Origin of the sequence: Pandoraea sp. LA3 (genome assembly GCF_022696215.1) — a bacterium.
GTDB lineage: Bacteria > Pseudomonadota > Gammaproteobacteria > Burkholderiales > Burkholderiaceae > Pandoraea > Pandoraea capi.
Map to the genome: position 1 here is coordinate 725,166 of NZ_PTPY01000036.1, position 26,175 is coordinate 751,340.

Annotated in this window: 26 protein-coding genes; 21 read left to right on the forward strand and 5 right to left on the reverse strand. The window is 63.9% G+C overall.

The genetic code is table 11. The features are described 5' to 3' along the window. Positions 1-55: 55 nt before the first annotated feature. The 3 genes from C5N93_RS21700 to C5N93_RS21710 are packed head-to-tail and all read right to left on the reverse strand — an operon-like array spanning position 56 to position 3,178. Positions 56-925 (reverse strand): SPOR domain-containing protein, encoded by an 870-nt coding sequence (locus tag C5N93_RS21700; protein WP_242560858.1) that lies wholly within the window; start codon positions 923-925, stop codon positions 56-58. Position 926: 1 nt separating this feature from the next. Then, positions 927-2,141 carry a type III pantothenate kinase gene (locus tag C5N93_RS21705; protein WP_242560859.1) on the reverse strand — a complete coding sequence of 405 codons (1,215 nt, stop codon included), beginning with the start codon at positions 2,139-2,141 and terminating at the stop codon, positions 927-929. Next, positions 2,141-3,178 carry a biotin--[acetyl-CoA-carboxylase] ligase gene (locus C5N93_RS21710; RefSeq protein ID WP_242560860.1) on the reverse strand — a complete coding sequence of 346 codons (1,038 nt, stop codon included), beginning with the start codon at positions 3,176-3,178 and terminating at the stop codon, positions 2,141-2,143. The genes C5N93_RS21705 and C5N93_RS21710 overlap by 1 nt, the downstream gene beginning before the upstream one ends. A 289-nt stretch (positions 3,179-3,467) precedes the next feature. On the opposite strand from C5N93_RS21710, the gene C5N93_RS21715 reads away from it, so the two are divergent. From C5N93_RS21715 to C5N93_RS21765, 11 genes are all read left to right on the forward strand, one after another. Continuing rightward, the gene (locus C5N93_RS21715) at positions 3,468-4,529 is read left to right on the forward strand and encodes an ABC transporter permease (RefSeq protein ID WP_242560942.1); all 1,062 of its coding nucleotides are present in this window, start codon (positions 3,468-3,470) and stop codon (positions 4,527-4,529) included. Further along, positions 4,529-5,479 carry an ATP-binding cassette domain-containing protein gene (locus C5N93_RS21720; protein WP_242560861.1) on the forward strand — a complete coding sequence of 317 codons (951 nt, stop codon included), beginning with the start codon at positions 4,529-4,531 and terminating at the stop codon, positions 5,477-5,479. The genes C5N93_RS21715 and C5N93_RS21720 overlap by 1 nt, the downstream gene beginning before the upstream one ends. Continuing rightward, a complete protein-coding gene (locus C5N93_RS21725; RefSeq protein ID WP_242560862.1) occupies positions 5,469-6,437 on the forward strand; it encodes an MlaD family protein in 969 nt (322 codons plus the stop codon). The genes C5N93_RS21720 and C5N93_RS21725 overlap by 11 nt, the downstream gene beginning before the upstream one ends. An 80-nt stretch (positions 6,438-6,517) precedes the next feature. After that, positions 6,518-7,369: an ABC-type transport auxiliary lipoprotein family protein gene (locus C5N93_RS21730; protein ID WP_242560863.1), complete on the forward strand. Its 852-nt coding sequence runs from the start codon at positions 6,518-6,520 to the stop codon at positions 7,367-7,369. 15 nt (positions 7,370-7,384) lie between these two features. Next, on the forward strand, positions 7,385-8,557 hold the full coding sequence (locus C5N93_RS21735) for a VanZ family protein (protein ID WP_069340402.1): 1,173 nt from the start codon (positions 7,385-7,387) through the stop codon (positions 8,555-8,557). Between the two features lie 182 nt (positions 8,558-8,739). Further along, positions 8,740-10,281, forward strand: coding sequence for an MFS transporter (locus tag C5N93_RS21740; protein WP_242560864.1), 1,542 nt, complete (start codon positions 8,740-8,742; stop codon positions 10,279-10,281). A 247-nt stretch (positions 10,282-10,528) separates the two neighbouring features. Beyond that, positions 10,529-10,858, forward strand: a complete 330-nt coding sequence (locus C5N93_RS21745) for a (2Fe-2S) ferredoxin domain-containing protein (RefSeq protein WP_150720981.1) — start codon at positions 10,529-10,531, stop codon at positions 10,856-10,858. Positions 10,859-10,975: 117 nt separating this feature from the next. Beyond that, positions 10,976-11,605, forward strand: coding sequence for an alpha/beta hydrolase (locus tag C5N93_RS21750; protein WP_150720982.1), 630 nt, complete (start codon positions 10,976-10,978; stop codon positions 11,603-11,605). A 259-nt stretch (positions 11,606-11,864) separates the two neighbouring features. Beyond that, on the forward strand, positions 11,865-13,052 hold the full coding sequence (locus tag C5N93_RS21755; protein ID WP_083253548.1) for a D-alanyl-D-alanine carboxypeptidase family protein: 1,188 nt from the start codon (positions 11,865-11,867) through the stop codon (positions 13,050-13,052). Positions 13,053-13,071: 19 nt separating this feature from the next. Further along, positions 13,072-13,920: a D-amino acid aminotransferase gene (locus tag C5N93_RS21760; protein WP_150720983.1), complete on the forward strand. Its 849-nt coding sequence runs from the start codon at positions 13,072-13,074 to the stop codon at positions 13,918-13,920. Then, positions 13,917-14,189, forward strand: a complete 273-nt coding sequence (locus C5N93_RS21765) for a DUF493 family protein (RefSeq protein ID WP_069340396.1) — start codon at positions 13,917-13,919, stop codon at positions 14,187-14,189. The genes C5N93_RS21760 and C5N93_RS21765 overlap by 4 nt, the downstream gene beginning before the upstream one ends. A 34-nt stretch (positions 14,190-14,223) precedes the next feature. On the opposite strand, the gene C5N93_RS21770 is transcribed toward C5N93_RS21765, so the two are convergent. Continuing rightward, complete coding sequence (locus tag C5N93_RS21770) at positions 14,224-15,264, reverse strand: transcriptional regulator GcvA (protein ID WP_150720984.1); 1,041 nt, start codon at positions 15,262-15,264, stop codon at positions 14,224-14,226. Positions 15,265-15,364: 100 nt separating this feature from the next. On the opposite strand from C5N93_RS21770, the gene C5N93_RS21775 reads away from it, so the two are divergent. The 4 genes from C5N93_RS21775 to lipA all read left to right on the forward strand — a co-directional run bounded on the left by C5N93_RS21775 (position 15,365) and on the right by lipA (position 18,677). After that, positions 15,365-15,697 carry a DUF2917 domain-containing protein gene (locus C5N93_RS21775; protein ID WP_150720985.1) on the forward strand — a complete coding sequence of 111 codons (333 nt, stop codon included), beginning with the start codon at positions 15,365-15,367 and terminating at the stop codon, positions 15,695-15,697. Positions 15,698-15,955: 258 nt separating this feature from the next. Next, complete coding sequence (locus tag C5N93_RS21780) at positions 15,956-16,909, forward strand: DMT family transporter (RefSeq protein WP_242560865.1); 954 nt, start codon at positions 15,956-15,958, stop codon at positions 16,907-16,909. Positions 16,910-16,919: 10 nt separating this feature from the next. Continuing rightward, positions 16,920-17,633 carry a lipoyl(octanoyl) transferase LipB gene (gene lipB, locus C5N93_RS21785; RefSeq protein WP_242560866.1) on the forward strand — a complete coding sequence of 238 codons (714 nt, stop codon included), beginning with the start codon at positions 16,920-16,922 and terminating at the stop codon, positions 17,631-17,633. A 24-nt stretch (positions 17,634-17,657) separates the two neighbouring features. After that, positions 17,658-18,677, forward strand: coding sequence for a lipoyl synthase (lipA, locus tag C5N93_RS21790; protein ID WP_242560867.1), 1,020 nt, complete (start codon positions 17,658-17,660; stop codon positions 18,675-18,677). Positions 18,678-18,725: 48 nt separating this feature from the next. On the opposite strand, the gene C5N93_RS21795 is transcribed toward lipA, so the two are convergent. Continuing rightward, entirely contained in the window at positions 18,726-19,484 is a 759-nt protein-coding gene (locus C5N93_RS21795) for a hypothetical protein (protein ID WP_242560868.1), read from the reverse strand. A gap of 497 nt (positions 19,485-19,981) precedes the next feature. On the opposite strand from C5N93_RS21795, the gene C5N93_RS21800 reads away from it, so the two are divergent. The 6 genes from C5N93_RS21800 (at position 19,982) to C5N93_RS21825 (ending at position 26,007) form a co-directional block, all read left to right on the forward strand. Beyond that, positions 19,982-20,848: an N-formylglutamate amidohydrolase gene (locus C5N93_RS21800; protein ID WP_242560869.1), complete on the forward strand. Its 867-nt coding sequence runs from the start codon at positions 19,982-19,984 to the stop codon at positions 20,846-20,848. Further along, entirely contained in the window at positions 20,848-21,627 is a 780-nt protein-coding gene (locus C5N93_RS21805; protein ID WP_069340389.1) for an IclR family transcriptional regulator, read from the forward strand. The genes C5N93_RS21800 and C5N93_RS21805 overlap by 1 nt, the downstream gene beginning before the upstream one ends. A 415-nt stretch (positions 21,628-22,042) precedes the next feature. After that, positions 22,043-23,011: an ABC transporter substrate-binding protein gene (locus C5N93_RS21810; protein ID WP_069340388.1), complete on the forward strand. Its 969-nt coding sequence runs from the start codon at positions 22,043-22,045 to the stop codon at positions 23,009-23,011. A gap of 14 nt (positions 23,012-23,025) precedes the next feature. Beyond that, positions 23,026-23,862, forward strand: a complete 837-nt coding sequence (locus C5N93_RS21815) for an ABC transporter permease (protein WP_242560870.1) — start codon at positions 23,026-23,028, stop codon at positions 23,860-23,862. A 19-nt stretch (positions 23,863-23,881) separates the two neighbouring features. After that, positions 23,882-24,676, forward strand: coding sequence for an ABC transporter ATP-binding protein (locus tag C5N93_RS21820; RefSeq protein WP_242560871.1), 795 nt, complete (start codon positions 23,882-23,884; stop codon positions 24,674-24,676). Positions 24,677-24,720: 44 nt separating this feature from the next. Next, the gene (locus C5N93_RS21825) at positions 24,721-26,007 is read left to right on the forward strand and encodes a dicarboxylate/amino acid:cation symporter (protein WP_242560872.1); all 1,287 of its coding nucleotides are present in this window, start codon (positions 24,721-24,723) and stop codon (positions 26,005-26,007) included. Positions 26,008-26,175: the final 168 nt, after the last annotated feature.

Consider the following 26,175-nt stretch of genomic DNA (forward strand, 5'->3'; position numbering starts at 1 on the left):
GGACCCGTCAATAAGTCTATTAATGAGTCGGTGGATGCGTCTGTCAATGAAACCGCTAATGGATTCCGGCCGGCGGGCTACCTGCCGGTGACGGGCACGCCTTGACCAACTGTGCCGACCACTGCTGGGTAACAACGCCACGAACCTGCGTGACGGCGTTGGCATTGATACCGGCAATGCGATAAACGATCCGGCTCTTGGCGTTCGGCCTTTCGCTCAACTGCGGCGTGAGCCCTTTCTTTTGTGCAGTGGCCATCAGACGCGTCGCACGATCCTTGTCGTTGAACAACCCGAGCGAGACGACCAGCGTCGAGCCTTCGTCGTTCACCAGAAAATACTCGGTCACGCCTGCCGAACGCAATGCCGCCACCTGCTTGTCGGCAGCCGCTTTGTTCGGCACCGGATCCAGATGCACCCAATAGCGCTTGTCGACGGCGATGGACTGGATGTCGCCCTGACCGGCCGGCAATCCGGCCAGCAACAAACCGCGCGCCTGCTGCGCATCGCTGGCAGCAAAGGGACCGACGTCGAGGCAACTCGATGCTGCGGCTGCCGCCGTGGCTTGCGATGCGCCCGATGTTCCCGATTCTCCCGACACTGCCGCAGGGGCCGCAGCGGCGAGCGCCTGACTCGCGGCGGCGGATGGTGCCGACGAGGCGGGCGCATCACTGCCATCGTTTGCGCCGCTTGCACCGCCCGGTGCTACAGCGGCATTGGTGGAATTGGCGGCTCCACTGGCTGGCGTGGGGCCGCTGATCTCCACCCCGGTAAGGCGAACGTGTGCGGGGTCGAGTTGTGCCGTGATGCGTGTCGGTTCCCGACCGGTTTCCGGCAGCACGTCGCGCCACTTCAGCCAGCCAAGTTGCACGGCGGCAAATGCCGCATTGGCTGCGAGAAACATGACGAGCAACAACGCACGCAACATCTCAGACTCCCCTTCGTGCAGGTTCGGCGGCGCGAGATGCGCCCGCCGGCGTATCGGTCGGTGCGGCATTCGCCGCAGAGGTGCCAGTCGTCGCCGACGGGGTGGATTCCGCGTCGCGAAGCGCCACTTCGTACAACCCGGCTGGCACAAGTTGATCGTGTTCGGTGAAGGGCAAGGTCAGCGTTTGCGCCAGCGCATGGCGCGCACCTCCCGACAGCACACAACGCACCGGTGCGCCGAGTTGCGCTTCCAGTTGCGCGTGGCTCCGCTCGACGAGGCCGGCCTGAGCGGCGGCGCACCCGCGCAGAATCGCTTCTGTCGTGCTGCGCGCGAATGCCTGTCCACCGGACGGCATTGTCGCGTCGAGCGTCGGGAGTTGCGCAGTGCCCTGCGCGAGCGATTGCAGCATCAGCGCCGGTCCCGGTGCGATCAGTCCGCCAAGGTAGTCGCCATTGCCTTGCAACGCTTCGACGGTCGTCGCGGTACCCAGCGTCACGATCAGCAGATGCTCACCGGGCCATGCGGCATGGGCGCCGATCAAGCTGGCCCAGCGATCGCTCCCGAGCTGTGTCGGGACACGATAACCGTTGCGCACACCGGCGCGTGATTCGCCCGCGCGCAGGACTTTCAGCCAGTCGGCGGATGCCATGCCCCAGAGCGTCTGCAACGTCATGCGCACCGCTTGTTCGGCGGCGTCGCCCGCCACGTTCGTCAGCCAGACCCCAGCCGGTTCCGGGCAGACGAATCCGTCTTCCTGCCCGCCCTGCCCGATGGCCAACGGTGCCATGTTGGGGGCGAAGTGCCGATCGCTGTGTGTGCCGGGGGCGTTGGGTGCGGCCGATGCATCCGAGGCGGGGGATGCGTCAGCCGTGTCGGCAGCCCCGGCACTGAGCGCTGACCAGCCCGCCCGAATTTGCGTGGCGAGGGTTCGCCATTCGGCGTGGTCCACGGCGCCGCTGGCGAGAAAGGCGGGCGATGCCGCCTGCCAATGGCCAGGGCGCACCGCAGGTGCTAGCGCCCATTTGATCCGGCTGTTGCCTGCGTCGACCAGTAGCCACGGCGCGGGGTGAGTGTCTTCCGGGCGCTCTGCGACACCTGCGGTAGCCTTCGTTGCCTCAGCCACCTGAGCCACCTTGGACGTGGCGGCCATATCGGCCTCGCGTGCCGATGTGGCGCGCTCGGGAGATGTCGTCGAATTCCGCCGCGATGTGCTCATCAGCGGGCTCCCCGGGTGTCCGTCGTGTCTCTTGCCGACGACGCGTCGAGCAGGCGCACCGACACTTCACCGCTGGCGATCGTGCGTTCGCCTTCGTGGGTCGCCACACGCAAGCAACCCTGTGAGTCGACGCCGAGCGCCATACCGTGCAGCACGTCGCGGCCATGTTCGATCACGCGGATCGACGCGCCACCGTAGGCATGCATCGCCTCCCAGTCTTCGCGGAAAGCGCCGAATCCCTGGGCAGCAAAGCGTTCGAGCATGGCAGCGAGTCGCTGCACCAACGCGGTGAGAACGGACGACATGTCCGGGGCCACCAGCACCGATTCGAGGGCGGCCGGTGGGGTGGCCGGAACGGCGGTCGCCGTCGGCGTGCCCGCGCCGGATGCGGCGGGTGCTGCTGAGGCTACGTTTGCCGCTGCTGTGGCATCGTCGATCCGCGACGCCACGTCGCCAGCCTGTCGCAGATTCACGCCGATGCCGATGACCACGCCGATGCGGCCCGGCCCGGCGGGTACCGTTTCGATCAGAATGCCCGCGAGCTTGCCGCCGCGCAGCAGGACGTCGTTGGGCCACTTGAGACCCAGCGCCTGCGGTGCCGACAACGGCAGATCCGACAGACCCTCGACGACGGCGACGCCGGTCGCGAGCGACAACCCGGCCAATTCGGCCGGGCCGCCGGGCATCACATAGGCCAGCGAAAACGTCAGGCTGTCGCCCGGCAGGCTTTGCCATGCCCGACCGCGCTGCCCGCGTCCGGCCGTTTGCTGGAGCGCGGCGCGCACGATGGGCGCACACGCGACGTCTTCCCGAAGACGTGCAAGAAGATCGAGATTCGTGGAACCCGTGGTATCGACGACTTCGATCTGCCAGCCTCGACAGGAGGCCGCCAGACGCGATCGGATGCGCGCGCCGTCGAGCTGACGGGCGGGCGTATGCGTCGATGGCGTCAAGCCCTCGCTGGCCGGACGTTCCGACGAGTCGGAATCCGGTGCGCGGTGCGGAACGTCAGGCGGGAAAGGTGCGGCGTTATTCATGGCTGCTATTGTAGCGGCGAGGCCGGGCCTGCGCCGCGCTGACCTGCGTCGAAGCCCGTATTTCGGCATCATCCGAGGCATGCGTCGGACAATTCCGGCTTGTTTTCAGGCCGCGCCGGGTTGCCATCGACCGGTCGCGCCTGTACCGTACAATGACCGCGTTTTGCTGCGCGTCTTGTATGGATTCATGCCGGATTCCGGCGGTTTTGTTGTCAGGAGAACCACCGTTTTGAACCTCGATGCCGTGCCCACTCTGGAGCTGACCCACTCGGCGCAAGGCCCAGTCGTCATGCTGCGTGGCCTGTGGACGGCGCTGGCGCTCTCGCAACGCAAGAAAACGTTGCTGGGGCTGGTCCATGCGTTGCCGCGCGGCGAGCTGGCGTGGGACCTCACCTGCGTCGAGCGGCTGGATCACGTGGGGGCGCAGGCGTTGTGGCGTTACTGGCAGCGCAAGTACCCCTCACGCGTCGCGCTCACCCCGACCCAGCGGGCGCTGTTCGATCACCTCGCTGAATTCGACCGCACGCGTCAGAGTCCGGTGCCTACGCGCCGTGTCGATCCGATCAGCCGTCTGGGCTACTCGTTGTTCACCCTCGGCGAACATTTGCGTGACGGCATCACCATGTTCGGCCGTTTCGTGATCGATCTGGGCCGGGTCGTGCGCCATCCGGCGCGCGCGCCGTGGCTGGAAATGTCCGCGAACATTTACAGTGCCGGTGCAAAGGCGCTCGGCATTACGGCGATGGTGGCGTTCCTCATCGGCATCGTGCTGTCCTATCTTTCCGCGCAGCAACTGAAGTTGTATGGCGCCAGCACGTTCATCGTCAACATTCTGGGGCTTTCGGTGATTCGCGAACTGGGCCCGGTGCTTTCCGCGATTCTCGTAGCCGGACGATCCGGGTCGGCGATCACCGCGCAACTGGGCGTGATGCGGGTGACCGAAGAGCTCGACGCGATGCGGGTCATGGATATCCCGCACGGATTGCGGCTCGTGTTGCCAAAGGTCATTGCGCTAGCGATCGCCATGCCGCTGCTCGTCATGTGGACGAACATCGTTGCGCTGCTCGGCGGAGCGTTGGCGGCGAAGTACGAACTCGGCATCGGTCTGCATTACTTCTTCACGACGCTGCCCAACGCCGTTCGCATCGCGAACCTGTGGATCGGTCTGGGCAAGGGCGTTGTTTTCGGCATGCTGATTGCGCTCGTGGCGTGTCACTTCGGTATGCGCGTCAAACCCAACACACAGAGTCTCGGCGAAGGCACCACGCAGTCGGTGGTCACTTCGATCACGGTGGTGATTCTGGCGGATGCCGTCTTCGCGATTCTGTTCCGCAACGTGGGGATCGGCTAATGAGCGACGCTCTCGTACGCGATCCGTCCAAACGACCCGACTCGCCCGGGGCATCCAATGCCCCCGTCGCGCGAGGCGACGACGTGCTGTTCGGCGCGTCCGCCGGATGTCCGCCGGTCTCGTCGACATTGCCGGGCGACGCGCAGCCGGTGATCGAAGTGCGCGACGTCACCAAGCGCTACGGCACGCACACGATTCACGAGCATCTGGATCTCACGGTGCGCCAGAGCGAGATCATTGCGCTGGTCGGCGGTTCGGGCTCCGGGAAGACGACGTTGATCCGGCAGATTATCGGGCTTGAGGCACCGACCAGCGGACATATCAGCATCTTCGGTCATGACATCACGATGATCGACCGGCGTACCGCGCACCTGTTGCGTCGTCGCTCGGGCATGTTGTTCCAGCGTGGCGCGTTGTTCTCGGCGATGACGGTGTTCGACAACATTGCGCAGCCGTTGCGTGAGCTGCACACGTTATCGGAGGATCTGATCCGCGATGTCGTGATGTACAAGCTCGAGATGGTCGGGTTGTCGGGGCGCATGGCGAATCGCATGCCGTCCGAGTTGTCGGGTGGGATGATCAAGCGCGTCGGGATTGCGCGTGCCATTGCGCTGGAGCCGGAGTTGCTCTTTCTCGATGAGCCGACCGCCGGACTCGACCCTCAGGCGTCCGACGAATTCGTCGACATGATTCGCGGCCTGCATCGCTCGCTCGGCCTGACCGTGGTGATGGTCACGCACGATCTCGATACGGTGATGATGCTTGCCACGCGCGTGGCCGTGCTGGCCGATCGCAAAGTGCTCGTGAACGCCCCGGTCGAAGACGTGGTGTGTGTCGATCACCCGTTTATCCACAGCTTCTTCCTCGGTGAGCGCGGTAGACGCGCACTGCTGGCTTTGCCCGCAGCACGGCGCGCCAAGATTTCGGAGTTACTCGACGATGGAAAATAAATCGCACGCTTTCATGGCGGGCCTCTTCACGCTGGCATTGCTCGCGGCGGTGGCCGCCGCAGTGTACTGGTTCAATCGCGACAACCGTGTGCGGGTGCCTTACGACCTGGTATCCAGCACCAACGTGACGGGACTGAACCCGGAGTCGGCCGTACGGTATCGCGGTCTGGGGGTGGGCAAGGTCGAGTCGATCAAGTTCGATCCGCGCAAGCCCGGTCAGATTCTCATCCGCATTCTCGTGAACGAAGGCACGCCGATGACCAAATCGACGTTCGCCACACTGAGCTATCAGGGCGTGACGGGGCTCGCATTCGTGCAACTCGACGACGACGGGCATGACCGGACGTTGTTGCCGTCGTCCGAGACACAGGTCGCGCAGTTGCGTCTGCGCCCGAGTTTCGTCGACGAACTCCAGCGACGCGGGAACAACCTCGTGCATCAACTCGAAGAGGCGACGTCGTCGGTCAACAAGTTACTCGCACCGGAGAACCGCGAGGCCATTCTCGATTCGATCAATAGCGTGAAGATGGCGGCGCAAAGCGTGAATCGCGTGGCGACACAGTTGGAGCCGGTCACGAAGCAACTGCCGGAAACCGTACGCGAACTGAACGGCACGCTGTCGGGCGCACATCGACTGACGAACCAGTTGACCGATCCGCAGGGGCCGCTCGTGCGTAACCTCGATAGCGTGGGGCGCGCGGCAGATCAGGCGGCGTCGAGCCTCGCTGCCTTCCAGGGCGCGATGCAGACGTTCGAGGGCTCGCTGCAACAGGAAGCGTTGCCGCGTCTGAACCGTCTCTCCGACGATCTGCGCTTTACCTCGCAGGCCGTGGGGCAGGCAGCCGAAACGATCAACCGCAATCCGCGCGCACTGCTGTTCGGCACTTCGCCGCCCTCGCCGGGACCGGGTGAGGCTGGCTTCGCATGGCCGAACGGCACGAACGGGGCTGCGCAATGAGATGGACAATATGGCGCGCAATGGCGCGCGTAATGCGGCGCGCCACTGGGTGCGTAGTGATGTGGGTAGGGATGTGGGACATGAGGCGCGACACCGGCATGCAAGGGGATATCGAGATGACGGAACCGACCGGACGAGGTAAGGACATGCGAGTGACGAACATGGCTGCGAGGTTCTGCGTCGCGTTTGGCGTAGTCACGCTGGTGGCTGGGTGTGCGGCCCCCGCGCCGTCGGGGTCGCTGGCCCGTTTCGACCTCGGCCCGCCGGTGATCCCCGCTTCCGCCGTGGCTGGCGCCAGCGCGAACGGCGTGAATGCCACGAATGGTGTCGCTGCGCCAGCATCCGATGTCGCGGCTGCCGCCGCGAATGCACCTCGCCAATCGCCGCTCAAGGTCGTGGTCAATGCGCCGAGCTGGCTCGACTCCGACATGATCTATTACCGTCTGCCGGCGAGCGAAGGCGATCAGGCGCGCGTTTATGCGAACAGCCGCTGGCTGGCGTCGCCCGCCCGACTGTTTGGCGATCGGCTGCGGGCCGCGTTGTCCGTCGACCGGGCAGTGCTTGCTGCGGGGGATCCGGCGGCGGCGCCTGCGCTGCGCGTCGAGATCGAGGAGTTCGCGCAATACTTCGACAGCACGTCGGCAAGTCATGGCGTCGTGCAGGTGCGCGCAACGTTGTTCGATGGACCGAAGCTGCTCGCACAGACCACGCTGCGCGCACAAGCCCCTGCGGCCACGGCCGATGCCAGCGGCGGCGCGCGTGCCCTCGCGACGGCCAGCGATGCCGTGCAGACGCAATTGATCCAGTGGCTGGCCGGACGTGTGCCGTCACCCTCCGCGACGACACGCGCCCCTGCGCAGTCGCGCGCGGTGCCCGCAGCATCGTCGGGTGCGTCGGGGGCATCGGTCGCGCCAACGGCGCCGTCGCGATAGCCGGTCGTCTCGCCGATGCCCGAGCAAGACGTCAAACCCTGGCAACGACGCGCCTCTCCTCTTACGCGTCAGGCATTGCTGTGCCTGATTCTGCTGATCGCCTACGCGAGTCTCTATCCGTTCGAGTTTCAGCGCGCGGCGGTTGGCCCGTTCGACTATCTGTTCGCGCCACTTCCCCGATGGATGACGATGTTCGATGTCGTCACCAACGTGCTGGGCTACATACCGCTGGGCATGCTGACGGTGCTCGCCTTGCACCCGGCGTGGCGTGGCACGCGGGCCGTGCTCGCAGCGTTTCTCCTCGGGACGCTGCTCTCGTGTGGCATGGAGGCGCTGCAAACGTATTTGCCCACGCGCGTCGCGTCCAATGTCGATCTCGCCACGAACGCGCTCGGTGCGCTCATCGGCGGTGCGATTGCCGTGCCGTTGACCAGCCCGTTACTCGATCGTGGATGGCTTCGGCATTTGCGCTTCGCGTGGTTCGAGCGTCACGCCAGTGTGCTGCTGGTTTTGCTCGCGCTCTGGCCGTGGGCGCAGGCATATCCACAGCAATTCCTCTTTGGCGATGGCGATCTCGTGCGTCAGATCTGGCTCTGGCAGGACCCCGACGTCACGGATCTGGTGCTCGACTGGGTACCGAAGCTCGGGCAATTGCAGGACTATCTGTCAGAGCTCGACGCCGTGGCGAGTCACGCCTTGTGGGAGACCGTGGTGACGGCCAGCGGCACGATACTGGCGGGGATGCTCGCCACGCTGGCGATGCGTCGGACGGCGCCGCGCGTGCCGCTGCTCTGCGCGATGTTCGTCAGCGCATTCGCGATCAAGGCGATCGCTTCTGCGTGGCAGTTCTCGCCGGCGCAGGCGTTCGACTGGGTGACGGCCGGGGCGATCTACGGTGTGGTCATCGGTGCGCTGGTCCTGAGCGTCGCCGGGCGCGGACCGCGCGCGTTGCGAGGCGCCGTCGCGCTGGCGGCGCTCATCGTGCTGCTCGTCTTCGTCAACCTCCTGCCCGCGAATCCTTATTACGAGGCGGCGCTTCAGTCGTGGCGTCAGGGGCAGTACGTACACTTCAACGTCCTGGCGCGTTGGCTTGCGTGGACATGGCCGTACCTGGTCCTGATCTATCTGCTCGCGATGTTCGACCCGAGCCATCGTGGTCCCGCACGCACTGTGGGAAAGCAGCGCTGAATGGGGCGCGATGAAATTCCCCACGCATTGTTTCCAATTCGGAAATAGCGTATTGGCCGTCAGCCCATTGGTGATACGCCCCGTCAATCCTAAACTCTCATGTAAGGCACGCTGATACTTGGTGCGCCACGACCGCCCGGCATCGACAGGCAGATCCCGGGCGGTTTTCATTGGGAGAGAAGATGAGCACCTGGGGATTGGCGTTTGCGCACAAGACACGGCAGCGCGTACTGATGGCCGTGATCGCGGCGGCCACGGGCATCGAAATGCTGGAGAACGGCATGTTCGTGTTCGCGTCGTCGCATATCGCGGGCGGCGTTGGCGCGGCACCGGAAGAGTATGCGTTCGTCTCCACGCTCTACGCCGTCGCCGGTATTCTCGTCATCCTCAAGCAACGCTGGCTCGCGTCTCGTCTGGGCTATCGCACATTCCTGGCCGGCGCGCTCACGCTCATGGCGTTCGGCGCATGGCTGTGCGGCATGGCGCACAACCCGATGCAACTCGCCGTCGCCCGCTTCGTGCTCGGGCTGGGCGCGGGATCGCTGTTCACCGCCAGCCGCATTCTCATCAACCTTTGCTTTGCTCCCGAATTGCGGCTGCGTGCGCTGCTCTTCTTCACCTACGGTTTCTTCGGCGGACAGATTTCCGCACCGCTGCTCGCGAGCTATCTCGTCGATCATTTCCTGTGGTCGTCGGTGTTCTTCGCGGTCGTGCCGATTGCGCTCGCCGGGGCCGTCGCCTCATGGCTGTTCATCCCCGATTTTCGCGAACGTCTGCGCGACGAAGGCGAGTTCGAAATGCGCGGTATCGTGTTCTTCGCCGCTGGCGTGCTGTTCGTCGAGGTGATGATGCAGCGCTCGCGCTTCGACTTCTTCTCCAATCCGTTGCATCTGCTCGAACTGTGCCTCGTCGGGGCGATCTGTGCGATCGGCTATATGTGGCATCAATACTCGCATCACAAGCCGCTGATCGATTTTCGCGTGCTGGTGCGCAACCCCGTCTATGTGCTCGGACTGGGGGGGTACGCCGTATATTACTTCTTCTCGTATTCGACGTCGTATCTGTTCCCGATCTACATGCAGCAGGGGTTGCAATGGAGCGTCGAGCACACCGGGTATCTGCAGGCGGTCGCGTCGGTGACGAGTCTGGTCGTTGCGGTGATCTACACGCTGGCACGTCCGAAGTTCGTACAACTCAAGCCGTTCGTGCTGCTGGGTTACCTGTGCCTGCTCGGATATGCGTTCCTGCTCTCGCAAAGCTATCAGGGGGTGTCGAGCCAGTGGCTGATTGTGCCGATGGTGCTGAGCGGTTTCGGGGGCGTGTTCGCGATGATTCCGATTGCCGAACTGACGTTTCGCGGGATGGACGAATACGTCTTCCAGCATGGGTATCAGACGAAGAACATCGTGCGTCAACTGGTGAGTTCGATGTCGGTGTCGGTCATGGCCGTGCTGATGCAGGATCGTCAGGCCGTGTTCATGCATCAACTCACGCCCGCGATGACGCCGCTCAATCCGGCTTACAACGCGGCCGTCTCGCAGGCGCAGCAGACGTTCTCGGCGAGTGTCGATCCGGCGACGGCGGCGCATATGGCGTCGGCCTGGGTGGGGAGCCTCGCCTCGCAGCAGGCGCTGGTGCTGTCCTGCGTGAACGTGTTCTTCGGGTTTGCGTGCCTCGCGGCCTTCTGCGCCGTGTTCATGGCGGTGCAGCGGCGTTTGCGCTGAGGCGTAGCGCGGCTCTGGTGTCCCGATGGCGCAGGGACGCAGGGGCATCGATGCGCTCCCGAGCCGCCACCCTCTACCGGGCAACCGGGGCTCATGTCCCGGAATCCGCATTTCCACGTTCCCGTCGTGTCATGCCCGCCGCCCGGTAGCCGGGTGCGCCCGCAAGGGGCGGGCAGGTCGGTTAGAATGGCCCGCAACACGCCCGAAACAGGGCTTCCGGCTGCCAAATCCCCCACAAAACACCGACATGGCTACCCCGTCGCAGTACTACAAGCATCACGTGTTTTTCTGTCTCAACCAGCGCGAACCCGGCGCCGACCGACCGTCGTGCGCCAACTGCAACGCGCAGTCGATGCAGGAATATGCCAAGAAGAAGGTCAAGCAACTCGGTCTGGCCGGTCCCGGCAAAGTCCGCGTGAACAAGGCCGGATGCCTCGATCGCTGCGAACAGGGCCCGGCCGTGGTGATCTACCCCGAAGGGACCTGGTACACCTATATCGACGAATCCGATATCGACGAGATCGTCGAGAAGCATCTGGCGCAAGGCGAGATCGTCGAGCGTCTGCTGATCGACTGATCGGGTCGGCCTATCGGGTCGGCGCACCAGCTCTCAGGATTTTTCGTCGGCTACGCGTTGCGTCCGGGCTCAACTGCCCGGCGCGCATGCGTGCGGCATTTCAGCCCACTATCGCTCATGAACGCTCAGACTGAACGCTTCACCATCGACGGCCCGGTCGGCGCCATCGAAGTCGCCATCGATCGTCCCGCAGGCACTCCGCGTGGCATCACGCTCGTCGCGCATCCGCACCCGCTGTTCGGCGGCTCGCTCGACAACAAGGTCGCGCAAACGCTCGCGCGTGCTTTCGTGCAGCTCGGTTACGCCGTCGTGCGCCCGAACTTCCGGGGCGTGGGCAAGACCGAAGGCGAGCATGACAAGGGCATCGGCGAGCGCGACGATCTGCTCGCGGTGATCGGCTGGATGCGTCAGCAACCGGGCTGGGAAAGCCTGCCGCTCGCGCTCGCCGGTTTCTCGTTCGGCACGTTCGTGCTCTCGCACGTCGCCAGGACGCTGGAGGCGGCCGGCACGCCGGCGCAGCGTCTGGTGTTGGTCGGCACGGCCGCGAGCAACTGGGAAGTGGCCACGGTGCCGGCCGACACGCTCGTCATTCACGGCGAGCAGGACGACACGGTGCCGCTGCAATCGGTGCTCGACTGGGCGCGTCCGCAGACCTTGCCCGTCGTGGTAATCCCCGGCGGCGAGCACTTTTTCCACGGCATGTTGCCGCTGCTGAAACAGATCGTGGTCGACGCGTGGCGTCATTGATACATCCGACGAAAATTTTGCGTAATTTCGACAGCCAGCGCTCGCTTCGCTGGGGACGTCAAATCGTGACGGGTATAATTCGCGTCTGAACCATGTCATGCCGTGTCGGGTCTATGTTCCCGACAGGCGTGGCTCCGGTGCTTCGGTGCCGCCGTCTTCTTCGCCGTGCCGCGCTCGCCAGAGCGTGAGTTGCACGGCGCTCCTTCAAGCGCAGATGCCTCTGAGTTTTACTTCGCTCACTTCGTTTTCCTCATCGCCAATGAAATTCAACGCTTCGCTGTCCCGTGCCGCCGTCGCCGCGGCGATTGTCGCTTGTGGCTCGCTCGCTACGCTTCCCGCCCGTGCTCAACAGATCCCGCCGCCGCCGATGACGGCCAAGGCGTGGACCATCGTCGACGTGACCAGTGGTCAGGTGCTGGCCGCCGGTGACCCGGATGCCCGCGTGGAGCCCGCGTCGCTCACGAAGATCATGACGACGTATCTGGTCTTCGAAGCCCTGCGCGACAAGCGCATTTCGTGGGAACAGACCGTCATTCCGGGCGAATCGGTCCGCAAGGTGGGCCGCGACGAATCGCGTACGTTCATCGAAGCCGGCAAGCCGGTCTCGGTGCACGATCTCGTGTACGGCATGATCATCCAGTCGGGTAACGACGCCTCCATCGCGCTGGCCGAGCTCGTCGGCGGCTCGCAGCCGGGCTTCGTCGAACTGATGAACCGCGCTGCGCAACGCATGGGGTTGAAGAACACTCATTACACGAACGTCGACGGTCTGACCGACCCGCAGCACTACACGACCGTGGCCGACATCGCCACGCTGTCGACGCGCATGATTCAGGACTTCCCCGAGTACTACAAGGTCTACTCGGAGAAGAGCTTCACGTACAACAACATCCGTCAGCCGAACCGTAATCGTCTGCTGTACCTCGATCCGACGGTCGATGGTCTGAAGACAGGTCACACGAAGGAAGCCGGTTACTGCCTCGTGTCGACGGCGTCGCGTCCGCTGCCGGGCGCTCCGGGCGTGAACCGCCGCGTGCTGTCGGTCGTGGTCGGTGAGCCGACCGAGCGCGCCCGCGTGCAGGACAGCCTCTCGGCCCTGAACTACGGTTACCAGAACTTCGACACGCTGCGCGTGTACGGCGCGAACCAGGTCGTGGCCACGCCCAAGGTCTGGAAGGGCAAGGACAGCGAGCTGAAGATCGGCGTGAAGAAGGACACCTTCATCACCGTGCCGAAGGGCATGGCCGACAAGATCAAGCCGCAACTCGAACTGCGCGAGCCGCTGATCGCACCGATCGCCAACGGCGCGCAGGTAGGCACCGTCAAGGTCATGGCCGACGGCAAGCAACTGGCCGAATTCCCGGTCGTGGCGCTTGGCGACGTGGCACAGGCCAGCTTCATCGGCCGTGCATGGGACGCCCTGCGTCTGATGTTCGTGAAGAAATAATCGTCAAGACCCTTGCATCATGAATAACCCCACCGTCTGGCTCAATGGCGAACTGATCCCGCTCGCCGACGCAAAGATTTCGGTCCTCGACCGAGGCTTCCTCTTTGGTGACGGGATCTACGAAGTCGTGCCGGTGTATCACGGCAAGCCGTTCCGTCTCGCGCAACATCTGGACCGGCTGGAGCGCAGTCTCGCGGAGATCCGTATCGCGAATCCGTACACGCGGGCCGAATGGGAAGCGCTCTTCGCGCGTCTGTCGGCCACGTGTCCGGCTGACCCGCACAGCGTCTACGTGCAGGTCACGCGTGGTGTCGCACCGCGTCAGCACACGTTCCCCAAGGACGTGACGCCGACCGTGTTCGGCATTGCCACGCCGCTCACGCTGCCGAGCCGCGAGAAGGTGGAGCAGGGCGTCGGCGCGGTCACGCATGAAGACCGCCGCTGGCTGAACTGCCACATCAAGTCGACGTCGCTGCTGGGCAACGTGCTGATGGCGCAATACGCTGCGGATCACGAGGTGCAGGAAACGATCCAGTTCCGCGACGGGCTGCTCACGGAAGCGTCGTCGAGCAACGTGTGGGTGATCAGGCACGGTGCAATGGTCGCGCCGCAGCGCGATAATCGAATCCTCGAAGGGATCCGCTACGGCGCGCTGGAGACGCTGGCGCAGGAATGCGGCATTGCGTTCGAGGAGCGTGCGGTGAGCGAAGCGGAAGTGCGCGATGCCGACGAACTGCTCATCACGTCGGCCACGAAGGAAATTCTGGCGGTCGTCACGCTCGACGGCAAGCCGGTGGGCGACGGCAAGCCGGGCCCGGTCTTCCGCGCGCTGTATGCGGCGTATCAACGCGCCAAGGAGGCACTATGACGACGGAAGAGAAGAAGAGTCTGATCGAGTTTCCGTGCGACTTTCCCATCAAGGTGATGGGGCACGCGCAAGACGGCTTTGCGCAGGCCATCGTGGAACTGCTGCGTGAGTTCGACGCGCAGTTCGACGCCGCTACGGTGGAAATGCGCCCGTCCAGCTCGGGCAAGTATCTCGGCCTGACCGTCACGGTGCGCGCGCATTCGCAAGCGCACCTCGACGACATCTACCGAAAGCTGACCAGTCACCCGATGGTCAAGGTCGTGCTGTAACAACGAAGTGAGACGGCGCCGGCGCGCGCGAAGGTCATGCGCGCGTCGGTGCGCCGTCGTCGGGCGGCATGCCGGGGGGCATCCCCAGTTGTGCGCCCGTCGCCATCTCTCCCGCCGTTGCGGCCATGCCGGCCGCCAGCGCTGCGGGGCTCGGCTGCGCGGGACGCCGACGCGTGTCCTTCACCAGATCGAACGCCGCCACCTCCTCCAGAAACCACGTCCGGAATGCCTGAACGCGCTGCGCGCTCAGCACGGCGGGCGGGCATACGAAGAAATAATCCCATCCGCATGGCGTATCGACGTCCGACAGGCGTACGAGGCGCCCGGCCATGATGTCGCCGACGGCCAGCGAGCGCCGTACCAGCGCGACCCCCTGCCCAACGATCGCGGCCTGCGAGAGCATGCCCGAATCCTCGTACATCATGCCCTGCATCGGCTCGGGTAAATCGAAGCCTGCCGAGGCGAACCAGGGCGCCCACGGTTCGTCGTGTGAGCGCAACAGCGTGCTGGCGCGGAATTCCTCGGCGGTCTGCGGTAGCTTGCCGTCGTTGTAGGTCGGACTGCACGCGGGGAAGAACACGTCGTCGAGCACCTTCTCGATGTGCAGCCCCGGCCAGTTGCCCTTGCCCATGCGCAGGGCGATGTCGACGTCGTCGCGCTCGAAGTCGGTCAACTGCGCGCTGCACCGCAACTCCACTTCCAGTTCCGGATGCCGGTCGATGAAGCGGCCGATGCGCGGCGTCAGCCAGCGACTGGCGAACGACGGCATGGTGGTCAGCACCAGCCGGCGCTCGCTGCGCGTGCCCGCTTGCAGTTTGCGCGTGGCCTGCGCGATGTCGGTCAGCGCGGCGCGGATCGAGGTGGCGTACTGGCGTCCCGCTGGCGTGATGCTGATGCGTTTGCCGTTGCGGGCGAACAGCGTGGTGCCCAGTTCCTGTTCCAGCGCTCGAATCTGATGGCTGATGGCGCCGTGCGTCACGAACAGCTCTTCGGCTGCACGGGAAAAGCTCTCCAGGCGAGCAGCCGCCTCGAAGGCGCGCAAGGCGCTAAGGTTGGGAAGTCTCCGAAGATCCATGTGAGCTCTATTCGCAAGGCCGTGAAAATATGTCGTTTGGTGCGGCGCCTGCCAGTCCCTATGATTCAGTCATTGTCTCGCACTGAGTGGGGGTCGTAAAATGCAAAACAATTTGACAAAGGTTCAGTACGTCTACGGTCTTCGCCCGGGCGAAGTCATCACGCTCGAATTGCACCAAGAGCATACGCTTGTCGCACGCGGCGCGCCGGTCTGGGTGACGCGGGCAGGCGATCCGCGCGATTACTGGCTGGTTCCTGGCCAGCGCCTCGCCGTCGAGCCGGGCCGCCGTTACTGGATGTCGTCGGACGCCGTCGGCGAAGCCCAACTGGAGCGCGAAGTGTCGCGCCGGTTTCCACTGGCCCGCGTGCTCCGCAAGTGGCTGGCCGGTCGCCGGGCCGCCCGCGAAGCCAACTCCTGCACGGCCGCTGCCTGACGGTCGGCAGCCGTGATCGGGAGGAGCGGCCGTCTGGCCATCTTCTCGGCCACACCTTCCGATAATGGCAGGGAATCTCCCGCGCGCTCTGTGGCGACATTCGCCAGAGAGCGCGTGTTTCGTTTAAGACGGCGCTGGCGAGACGCTTCGGCGAAGCGGCCAGCGCCCTGCATGTGTCAATCGAATTCACAACAAGATGCGCAACAATCGGGGAGAAAATCCCTCGATAGCGCTCAAAACAAGAGAAGTCGTTCCCCGATGAGCCAAGTGCCGCCCCCCGCGCCCCTGACATCCTCCGCTGCGCCGAACCCCCAGGCCGATGAACGCCTCGGCCGTTTGCTGATGATCGCCGCCATGGTGATCTCGGGCACGATCGGTTATTTCGTGCTGATGTCGGGACAACCGGCGCTGAACGTGGTTTTCTTCCGTTGCCTGATCGGCGCCGTCAGCCTTTGCGCATGGTGCGCGTGGCGCGGCTACTGGCGCGGCCTGCGCATGACGCGCTGGCAGATCGTGAATGTGACGCTCGGCGCCATCACGCTCGTCTCCAACTGGTACTTCCTGTTCACGGCCTACCGCATGACGTCGGTGGGCATCACGACCGTCGTCTACAACGTTCAGCCGTTCCTGTTGGTGCTCGCCAGCGTGATCGTCACGCGCGAGCGGCCGTCGCTCGCTACGCTGGCCTGCCTTGGCGTAGCGTTTGCGGGGCTTGTGATTCTGGCCGAGCCGGGCGGTGTGCATGGCGCGAACTATCTGCTGGGCGTGGCGAGTGCACTGGCCGCTGCGTCGCTCTACGCCGCGACCACGCTATTCACCAAGAAGCTTGCCGGGACGATCCGGCCGGAGGTCATCGCCGCCCTGCATATGACGATCGGTGCGGTCGTTTTCGTGTGGATGGCCGATTTCCGGCACCTGCCGTCGGCCCCGCGCGAAATCGGCGCCATCGTCACGCTGGGGCTTTTCCATACGACGTTCATGTATCTGCTGCTGTACGGCGCGTTCCAGAAGGCGTCGACGTCCAGCCTCGCGGTGTTCGGTTTCGTCTATCCGGTCGTGGCCGTGGCGGTCGACTTTCTGGCGTTCGGGATCGTGCTGCACCCGACCCAATGGCTTGGCGGCGTGATGATTCTGCTGGCGGCCGGCTGGTACGCCCGTGGGTTGGGGACCTCGCCCGCGGGACATCGAGCAAGACCGGCGGGGTTTCGCTAAAATTGCGTCCATGACCTCCCCGATCGAAGTTTGCTGGCGTGGCACGGAAGACTACGCCACATCGTTCGATGCCATGCGCGCGTACACCGACGCGCGTGGTCCGAACAGCCCCGACCAGCTCTGGATCGTCCAGCATCCGCCCGTCTACACGCTCGGACTCGCCGGCGATCCCGCTCACCTGCTTGTCGCCAACACCGGCATCCCACTGGTCAAAGTCGACCGTGGCGGCCAGATCACGTATCACGGCCCCGGTCAGGTGGTGATCTACCTGCTCGTCGACCTGCGTCGCCGCAAGCTTGGCGTGCGGGAAATGGTGCGGCTGATCGAGCAGGCGGTGATCGACACCCTTGGAGCGTATAATCTCGACGTTGAGCGCCAGGCCGGCGCGCCAGGCATCTACGTGAGCCGGGGCGACGGCACCGCAGCTCACGCCGGCGCGAAGATCGCTGCGCTCGGGTTGAAAATCCGCAATGGATGCAGTTATCACGGCGTATCGCTGAACGTCGCCATGGATCTGCGTCCGTTCGACTGGATCAATCCGTGCGGTTACGCCGGTTTGCAAACCGTAGACATGGCCACGCTAGGCGTGGCTCCCCGCTGGGACGAAGTGGCCGCGCGACTGGCGCAGCAACTCGGTCATCACCTCGAACAGCACCCCGCGACGACCGATGTCGCGCCGAAGGCCGATCAAGTAACGGCCACGGGCGCAAACGCCGCCGCCTGATTGGACGTTTGGAAAGCCCCCACCATGACCACCGTGACTCAGAACGTTATCGAGAACGACGCCGCGAACAAGGAAGTTCGCACGATCGACGGCGAATACGACGCCACCGCCAAGCAGAAATCCCAGGCCAAGACCGCACGCATCCCGATCAAGATCGTGCCGATCGAGCGACTGAAGAAGCCGGACTGGATTCGTGTGAAGGCTGCCACGCACACGTCCCGCTTCTACGAGATCAAGCAGATCCTGCGCGAGCACAACCTGCACACCGTGTGTGAAGAAGCGAGCTGCCCGAACATCGGTGAATGCTTCGGCAAGGGCACGGCCACGTTCATGATCATGGGCGACAAGTGCACGCGCCGCTGCCCGTTCTGCGACGTCGGCCACGGTCGCCCCGATCCGCTCGACGCCGACGAGCCGCTCAATCTCGCGAAGACCATCGCGGCAATGCGTCTGAAGTACGTGGTGATCACCAGCGTGGACCGCGACGACCTGCGCGACGGCGGCGCCCAGCACTTCGTCGACTGCATTCGTCACGTGCGCGAGCTGTCGCCGCAAACCCGTATCGAAATCCTGACGCCGGACTTCCGTGCGCGTCTGGATCGTGCGCTGGGCATTCTCAATGCCGCACCGCCCGATGTGATGAACCACAACCTCGAAACGGTGCCGCGCCTGTACAAGGAAGCGCGCCCGGGCTCGGACTACCAGCACTCGCTCAATCTCCTGAAGGAGTTCAAGGCCGCGCATCCGGATGTCTCGACGAAGTCGGGCCTGATGGTCGGTCTGGGCGAGACGGACGACGAAATCCTCGAAGTGATGCGCGACATGCGCGCACACAACGTCGACATGCTCACGATCGGTCAGTACCTGCAACCGTCGGAGCACCATCTGCCGGTGCGCCGCTACGTGACGCCGGACACGTTCAAGATGTTCGAGGAAGAGGCCTACAAGATGGGCTTCACCCACGCCGCTGTCGGCGCGATGGTGCGCTCCAGCTACCACGCCGACGTGCAGGCGCACGAAGCGGGCGTGGCCGACGCGATCTGATTCGCCTTACGGATCGGCCCGCCGCATCGTACGAAGCACGGGCCGGTCTCAGGCGATATCGCCCATATCGGACTCTCCGAAGTTGCGCGTCTCGCCTTCCCATTTCCGCAAATCGATGTATCGCAGGGCACCGGGCACAACGCCAAAGTCAGGGTGATCGGTAAAGTGCTCTCCGCCATTGGTGTGCAGGATCATCGGTTTGCCCGGCGCGGTCAGGCCGATGCCCTGATGTAGCAGCAGATACTGGCGCATGTGCACGGCCTCGATCAAGCGCTCCATATCTGCGCCGGCAAACGTTGGCGAGAATCTCCAGGTCGGCACGGCCTCCGCAGCGTCCGTTTGAACGATCGGGCCGACAGATGCCAGTTGAAAGTGCGCTCCCAGACCCACGCGGTAACCTGTGACCCACAACAGGTTGATCCAATTGCGATAGCCTGGCGGGCCCGACAGGACTTCGTCGAGCACGTCGCCTGCCGGAATGCCCAGCCCTAGCCGCTCGTACACGAATACCACGGTATGGTCCCCGCCTGCGGTGTAGTCGGGGTGCCGCGCCATGATGTCTTTGGCGATGTCGATGGCACTCTGCGCACTGGCGACCACCATCGATAACTCAATAGCGGCGCTCCATAGGCCGGGTGGCACTTCGGCAGGTCGTATCACGCCATCGAGGAAATGTGCTGAGAGTCGCGGGTCATGAACCAACTGCGTATTGTCTTCGGTGATGGGCGTCCGGATAGGCTCGGCATCCGGTTGGTCGACGGGCAATAACACCCATTCGAGACCGCTGCTATTTTTCGGCGTCGTCATGGTAAACCTCGCAGTGAGCGGGCAAAGACCCTGCCCGGAATGCCACCGACTTTACGCCCGGCGGTCCCCGCAGGCAGCTGTCAACGTTGACAGGAGGCGTGCCAATCGCGCGGCATGGCGCGGCCTTTGCGACCTGAGATGCTGACGTCGCCTGCCCGGACGCCTCACTGAGAAGCGCACTACGTCCCCCATTTGCCACAAAAGATGGCATGAAGATGGCGTGAAAATGACATGTACGTCGCGCCGCCTCGCATTTCCATTACGAGCCGTCACAGCCGCCATCGGCATTTCTGCCGCCGCATCGTCCGCAAGTCCCCGTCCCGTCTGGTTCTCCCGCCTATTTGCTGCGAACGCCGCCGAATTTCCCCTCTCCGCCCGTTCCAGCGGGCGAAATATGTTGTAACAACCGTCATCTTGTTCCTTGCGGTGGGCTGTTCCAGAATATTGAAGTCCTGTTTTGCACCTCAAAACAGGATGCCCGCACGTGAGGAGATTGCATGTCGCGCCAGGTCATCGAAGGCCGCTATTTCGTGGAGACGCCGCCAGGGCAAAGCATTGCCCTCGTGCTGGACTCGCCACACAGCGGCGTCGTGTTTCCGGCGGACTTCGACACGATCGCGCCGACGCGGGCCATTCACGACTGCGGCGATGCCCATGTCGACGAACTCTGGTCGGTCGCGACACATCATGGCGCGACACTCGTGGCGGCGCTGTTCCCGCGCGCGTACATCGATCCGAACCGTGCCGAGCACGACCTCGACCCCGAACTGCTCGCGAGCCTGTGGCCGCACGACGCGCGCCCGCAAGCCTATAGCGAGCGCGGTGTCGGACTGCTGCACCGCTTCGCTGCTCCCAATGTCCCACTTTACGACCGCCGTCTGACGGTGGCCGAAGTTGAGCGCCGCATCCACGACTACTACCGGCCTTATCGCCACGCGCTGCGCGATGCGCTCGATGCCGCCTGGGAACGCCACGGCGCGGTCTGGCATCTCGATTGCCATTCGATGGGCTCGCGCGGCGGGGCGCTCGACCCCGATGCGGGCATGTCGCGCCCCGATGTGCTCGTGAGCGATGGCGACGGCACCACGGCCGATCCGGCTTTCTCGCGTTGGGTGATGGCGGAATTCACGCGTCTGGGCTTTCGTGTGGCCTACAACGTGCCCTATCGCGGCGGTGATCTGGTGCGCCACTTCGGGCGCCCGGCTGCGCGACGTCACAGCGTGCAGATCGAACTGAACCGGGCGCTCTACCTGGACGAATCTTGCGGCGAGAAGCATGACGGCTTCTCGGCGCTGCAAGCGCAACTTGGCCAATTCGCGGCGTCGCTCGCCGCCTATGCCGAACAACATAGCGAGGAAGTTTGATGGACTACACAGTCGCTTCAGTCGACACGGCGCTTTCGCTGCTGTCGCTGGTCGGGGAATGTCCCGGCCTGGGTGTGACGGAACTGGCGCAGCGTGCCGGCCTGAACAAGTCGCGGGCATTTCGTCTATTGGCGACGCTCGAACAGCACCGCTGGGTGGTCCGCGAGGGCAGCCCGGTCACTTACGTGCTCGGCGCGCAGGCGCTGGTGCTCGGCGTGGCGGGGCACGAGCAGGTCAATCTCGTGAAGGTGGCGCATCGTCACCTTCAGGCGCTCAACCGCGCGCTTAACGAGAATATTCAACTGCGTGTGCGCGACGGTCTCGAATCGCTGTGCGTCGCCCGCGTGGAATCGACGCACGAGCTGCGCGTGCACGGCGTGGTCGGCAATCGCCGTCCGCTGTACGTGGGCGCTTCGGGCCGTGTGCTGCTGGCGTTTGCCTCGGACGACGTTCGCGCGCAAGTGCTGGGCCGTCCGCGCAAGCGCTTCACGGCAGGCACGCTCATCGAGCGCGACGAACTGGCGGCGGAACTGCTCAACGTGCGACGTCAGGACTGTGCCGTGAGCTTTGGCGAACTCGCACCGGAAGCTGTGTCGGTGGCGGTGCCGGTACGTGATGCCTCCGGTGAAGTGATTGCATCGCTCTCGGCGTCGGGCCCGTCCTCGCGCATGACGCGCGCGCTGCTGCCGGACATCTCGTCGCGTCTGTCGGCGTGCGCAGCGGAAATTTCCGCCGCACTCGGCTACCAGACGCCGATGCCCGAGGCGCTGTCCGCCTGAGCGACACCGTCTGACAAAGCCGTCAGGACGATGGTGGGCGATCGCGCCTGCCGTCGTCTGCGCTATCTTCGATGCGTGACTTCGTCAGGATAGCGGTTCAAGGCGGCTTTCGATTTTTTCAACGGACCGTTGTGGCGTATCCCGCTCGGGGAATGCCCGCACCGTCGCCGTCATATCGCGTGAAATTTCCCAATTTCACCGGATTTTCTGGAAATCCAGAAAGTTTATCTGCCTGGTTTCTGGTTTTTCGTATAACCGGACATCGGGTTTTCCACAGCTTCCCACAGTAAAATCAACGACTTGCATCGCTGGCATAAGTATTGCTTTCTAACGCGCGTGCTGCCGGGGCGTCCGAATTCCCATCCGGAATCCGGAAACCCAGAGCAAGCCGTTCTAATAAGAGAGAGGAGACCTTATGTTCAAGCAATGTCTTGCCGCCGCAGCGCTGTGCGCGGCTTCGCTTCACGCGTTTGCCGACGATCTGGTGCGTTTGGGGAATCTGAAGTTCGCCCACTACGGCGCCGTGTCGTACATGAAGGTGATCGGACCGAAGTACGGCCTGAAGATCGAGGAACGGATGTTCGCCAAGGGCGTGGACATCATGCCGGCCATCGTGGCCGGTCAGATCGACGTGTCGGCAAGCGCGCTTGATGCCGCGATCGCAGGTCGTGCGCAGGGCGCGCCGATCTATGCGGTCGCCGGTTTTGCCAAGGGCGGTGTGCGTCTCGTGGCGAAGAAGGGCCTGCCGATCACCAAGGTGGCCGATCTCAAGGGAAAGAAAGTCGGCGTGGCTCGTGGCGGCGCTCAGGAACTGATTCTGTACGCAGAACTGGCGAAGGCCGGTCTGACGTGGTCGGATCAGCCGGGCAAGGACGTGCAGATCATGTTCATGGCGTTCGCCGATCTGAATCAGGCGCTCGCCGCCGGCAGCATCGATGCGATGTGCCAGTCCGAACCGCAAGCGTCGCAATCCATCAACAAGGGCTTCGGTGTCGAAGTTCTCAAGCCGTACGACACGCCGATCGGCGAGCCGGTCCGCGCGCTCGTGATCACCGAGAAGCTCTACAAGGAAAAGCCGGACGTCGCGCAGCGTCTGATGTACGCGTTCGTCGAAGCGACCGATTACTTCATCAAGAACCCGAAGGCCGCCGAGAAGTTCGTTCGCGAGGACATGTTCAAGAACCAGATCACCGAGCAGGATTTCACGGACGCCATCGGCAACTCGCCGTACAGCTACGACCTGAGCCTCTCGCACGTGCAACTCACCACCGACCTGATGAAGAAATACGGCGTGGGCAAGTTGCAGGATCCGGTGCCGAAGGCTGAAGACTGGGTCAAGCTCGACCTGCTCGCCAAGGCGAAGACCAAGCTGAACATCAAGTAAGGCGAGGCGAACGGATGTCCGCAGTTCTTCCCAATTCGGGGGCCTCGCGCACCACGCGTCTGTTGCGTGGTGTGCTGATTCCGGTCGCGGTCGTGGTGATCTGGCAGATCGTCACCGGCCTCGGCTGGATCAACCCGATCATTCTCCCGTCACCGCTCGCCGTCGTGATCAAGTGGTGGCAATACCTCAAGCCGACCGTCGCGATGGCCGACGGCTTCAACGCGTGGCTTCAGTCGAGCGAACTGCTCATGGACGCCACGCACAGCCTGTATCGCGTGGTGATGGGCTTCCTCGTCGGGGCGGGCATCGCCTTGCCGCTCGGTCTGCTCATGGGCACGAGCACGCGCGTCTACGGCCTGTTCAATCCGCTGGTGCAAGTGGTGCGTCCGATTCCCCCGATCGCGTACATCCCGCTGGCCATCCTGTGGTTTGGTCTGGGCAACCCGCCCGCGTTCTTCCTCATCGCGCTGGGGGCGTTCTTCCCGGTGCTGATGAACACGATCGCCGGTGTGCGTCACGTCGACGGCATCTACCTGCGTGCGGCGCGCAACCTCGGCGCCGGCCAGTTGACCATCTTCCGCCGCGTGATTCTGCCGGCGGCCACGCCGTACATTCTGTCGGGCGTGCGGATCGGTATCGGCACGGCGTTCATCGTGGTGATCGTGGCCGAGATGATCGCCGTGAACAACGGTCTGGGCTATCGCATTCTGGAAGCGCGCGAGTACATGTGGTCCGACAAGATCATCGCCGGCATGCTGACCATCGGCCTGCTCGGTCTGGTGATCGACCTCGGCATGGATCGTCTCAACAACCACCTGCTCAAGTGGCATCGTGGTCTGGAAACCAAGTAAGGCAAGGGAGACGACCGACATGCTGATTCAAATCGATCACGTCAACAAACAGTTCCCGGTGCCCGGCGGTGTCGTCGATGCCCTCAAGGACATCGACCTGAGCATCAACGCGGGGGAGTTCGTCTGCCTGCTCGGGCCCTCGGGCTGCGGCAAGTCGACGTTGCTCAACGCGCTCGCGGGCTTCGTGCAACCGACGTCGGGCGCGATCCGTATCGACGGCCGCGCCGACGCGGCAGCCGAACCTGGCCCGGACCGCGGCATGGTGTTCCAGGAGTACGCGCTGTTTCCGTGGATGACGGTGGCGCAGAACATCGCCTTCGGGCTCGAAATCAAGGGAATGAAACGCGCCGAGATCAACGAGCGCGTGGACCTGCTGCTCGGCAAGCTCAATCTGCGCGAATTTCGCGAGCGCTTTCCGCGCGATCTGTCGGGTGGCATGCGTCAGCGCGTGGCGATTGCCCGCGTGCTGGCGCTCGACAGCCCGATCATGCTCATGGACGAGCCGTTCGGCGCGCTCGACGCGTTGACGCGTCGCACGTTGCAGGACGAGCTGCTGCGCATTTGGGAGGAATTCAAGAAGACGATCATTTTCGTCACACACAGCATCGAGGAGTCGATCTATCTGGCCGACCGGGTCGTCGTCATGACGTACCGGCCGGGCACGGTCAAGCGGGACGTGGTCATCGACCTGCCCCGTCCGCGCGACACGGCAGGCAGCGAATTCAATGAATTGAAGAAGGAGCTGGCCCAGATGGTGATGGAGGAGCAAATGCGCTTTGCGCAAAGCGAGATTCGCGGGGTCACCGCGGATTGATAACAAGGGCGGTGGCTTGCCCCACTGCCTGAAGAGGAAACAACATGCAAACCCAGACCAAAAAACCCTTTTACCGCATCCTGTACGTGCAGGTGCTGTTTGCCATCGTCATCGGCATTCTGCTCGGGCACTTCAAGCCCGATCTCGCCGTTGAGATGAAGCCGCTTGGCGACGCGTTCATCAAGCTCATCAAGATGATCATCGGTCCGGTGATCTTCTGTACGGTCGTGACCGGTATCGCCGGCATGGAAGACATGAAGAAGGTCGGCCGCGTTGGCGGCAAGGCGCTGATCTACTTCGAAGTCGTGTCGACGCTGGCACTGGTGATCGGCCTGGTCGCCACGCACGTGCTCAAGCCGGGCGCTGGCTTCAACGTCGATATCAACTCGCTCGATCCGAAGGCGATCGCCGGCTACGCCGCGAAGGCCGCGCACGGCGACACGTTCACCGACTTCCTGCTGCACCTGATCCCGAACACGATCACCGATGCGTTCGCCAAGGGTGAAATCCTCCAGATCCTCGTGATCGCTATCCTGTTCGGCGCCGCGCTTGGCGCGATCGGCGAGCGTGGCCGCGTGGTGACGAACTGGATCGACAGCGTGTCGGGCGTGCTCTTCCGCGTGGTGCACATCATCACCAAGGTCGCTCCGCTGGGCGCCTTCGGTGCCATGGCCTTCACCATCGGCAAGTACGGTATCGCCTCGCTGGTGCCGCTGGCCAAGCTCATGGGCACGTTCTACCTGACGTCGTTCCTGTTCGTGATCGTCGTGCTGGGTCTGATCGCCAAGTTCACGGGCTTCTCGATCTTCCGCTTCCTCGCCTACATCAAGGAAGAGCTGCTGATCGTGCTGGGTACCAGCTCGTCGGAAGCCGCACTGCCGCACCTGATGGAAAAGATGGAAAAGGCCGGTTGCTCGAAGTCGGTGGTGGGTCTGGTGATCCCGACCGGTTACTCGTTCAACCTCGACGGCACCAACATCTACATGACGATGGCCGTGCTGTTCATTGCACAAGCGACGAACATCGACCTGACCTGGGGCCAGCAGCTCACGCTGCTCGCCGTGGCGATGCTGACCTCGAAGGGCGCGTCGGGCGTGACCGGCGCCGGCTTCATCACGCTGGCCGCTACGCTGGCCGTGATCCCGACGATCCCGGTCGCCGGGATGGTGCTGATTCTCGGTATCGACCGCTTCATGAGCGAATGCCGTGCGCTGACGAACATCGTCGGCAACGGTGTCGCGACGATCGTCGTGTCGGCCTGGGAAAAGGAACTGGACCGCAAGAAGCTGGCCGAGGCCATGTCGGGCAAGCAAGGTCCTGAGCTGGCCTGACGGCCGGTGGCAGGGGCGGCGGAGCGGTCTCTCATGACGCCGCCGCCGTCCCGCCAGAGTAACGTTCGTAACGTTTGCCACCGGGCGGCGCGGCACAGGCACAATAGCGCCTGAGCTTCGCCGCCCGGTGGTCCTTGATGCTCGTGAATATGCACGGGTCTGGCGATG

Excerpts from the sequence above, each read along its gene's own strand:
- C5N93_RS21780 (WP_242560865.1), top strand. The coding sequence starts at position 15,956 with ATGAGCCAAGTGCCGCCCCCCGCGCCCCTGACATCCTCCGCTGCGCCG.
- C5N93_RS21815 (WP_242560870.1), top strand. The coding sequence starts at position 23,026 with ATGTCCGCAGTTCTTCCCAATTCGGGGGCCTCGCGCACCACGCGTCTG.
- C5N93_RS21800 (WP_242560869.1), top strand. The coding sequence starts at position 19,982 with ATGTCGCGCCAGGTCATCGAAGGCCGCTATTTCGTGGAGACGCCGCCA.
- C5N93_RS21725 (WP_242560862.1), top strand. The coding sequence starts at position 5,469 with ATGGAAAATAAATCGCACGCTTTCATGGCGGGCCTCTTCACGCTGGCA.
- C5N93_RS21810 (WP_069340388.1), top strand. The coding sequence starts at position 22,043 with ATGTTCAAGCAATGTCTTGCCGCCGCAGCGCTGTGCGCGGCTTCGCTT.
- lipA (WP_242560867.1), top strand. The coding sequence starts at position 17,658 with ATGACCACCGTGACTCAGAACGTTATCGAGAACGACGCCGCGAACAAG.
- C5N93_RS21825 (WP_242560872.1), top strand. The coding sequence starts at position 24,721 with ATGCAAACCCAGACCAAAAAACCCTTTTACCGCATCCTGTACGTGCAG.
- C5N93_RS21770 (WP_150720984.1), bottom strand. The coding sequence starts at position 15,264 with ATGGATCTTCGGAGACTTCCCAACCTTAGCGCCTTGCGCGCCTTCGAG.
- C5N93_RS21805 (WP_069340389.1), top strand. The coding sequence starts at position 20,848 with ATGGACTACACAGTCGCTTCAGTCGACACGGCGCTTTCGCTGCTGTCG.
- C5N93_RS21740 (WP_242560864.1), top strand. The coding sequence starts at position 8,740 with ATGAGCACCTGGGGATTGGCGTTTGCGCACAAGACACGGCAGCGCGTA.
- C5N93_RS21750 (WP_150720982.1), top strand. The coding sequence starts at position 10,976 with ATGAACGCTCAGACTGAACGCTTCACCATCGACGGCCCGGTCGGCGCC.
- C5N93_RS21735 (WP_069340402.1), top strand. The coding sequence starts at position 7,385 with ATGCCCGAGCAAGACGTCAAACCCTGGCAACGACGCGCCTCTCCTCTT.
- C5N93_RS21760 (WP_150720983.1), top strand. The coding sequence starts at position 13,072 with ATGAATAACCCCACCGTCTGGCTCAATGGCGAACTGATCCCGCTCGCC.
- C5N93_RS21745 (WP_150720981.1), top strand. The coding sequence starts at position 10,529 with ATGGCTACCCCGTCGCAGTACTACAAGCATCACGTGTTTTTCTGTCTC.
- C5N93_RS21730 (WP_242560863.1), top strand. The coding sequence starts at position 6,518 with ATGAGGCGCGACACCGGCATGCAAGGGGATATCGAGATGACGGAACCG.
- C5N93_RS21755 (WP_083253548.1), top strand. The coding sequence starts at position 11,865 with ATGAAATTCAACGCTTCGCTGTCCCGTGCCGCCGTCGCCGCGGCGATT.
- C5N93_RS21820 (WP_242560871.1), top strand. The coding sequence starts at position 23,882 with ATGCTGATTCAAATCGATCACGTCAACAAACAGTTCCCGGTGCCCGGC.
- C5N93_RS21720 (WP_242560861.1), top strand. The coding sequence starts at position 4,529 with ATGAGCGACGCTCTCGTACGCGATCCGTCCAAACGACCCGACTCGCCC.
- C5N93_RS21705 (WP_242560859.1), bottom strand. The coding sequence starts at position 2,141 with ATGAGCACATCGCGGCGGAATTCGACGACATCTCCCGAGCGCGCCACA.
- lipB (WP_242560866.1), top strand. The coding sequence starts at position 16,920 with ATGACCTCCCCGATCGAAGTTTGCTGGCGTGGCACGGAAGACTACGCC.
- C5N93_RS21715 (WP_242560942.1), top strand. The coding sequence starts at position 3,468 with ATGCTGCGTGGCCTGTGGACGGCGCTGGCGCTCTCGCAACGCAAGAAA.
- C5N93_RS21700 (WP_242560858.1), bottom strand. The coding sequence starts at position 925 with ATGTTGCGTGCGTTGTTGCTCGTCATGTTTCTCGCAGCCAATGCGGCA.
- C5N93_RS21710 (WP_242560860.1), bottom strand. The coding sequence starts at position 3,178 with ATGAATAACGCCGCACCTTTCCCGCCTGACGTTCCGCACCGCGCACCG.
- C5N93_RS21795 (WP_242560868.1), bottom strand. The coding sequence starts at position 19,484 with ATGACGACGCCGAAAAATAGCAGCGGTCTCGAATGGGTGTTATTGCCC.
- C5N93_RS21765 (WP_069340396.1), top strand. The coding sequence starts at position 13,917 with ATGACGACGGAAGAGAAGAAGAGTCTGATCGAGTTTCCGTGCGACTTT.
- C5N93_RS21775 (WP_150720985.1), top strand. The coding sequence starts at position 15,365 with ATGCAAAACAATTTGACAAAGGTTCAGTACGTCTACGGTCTTCGCCCG.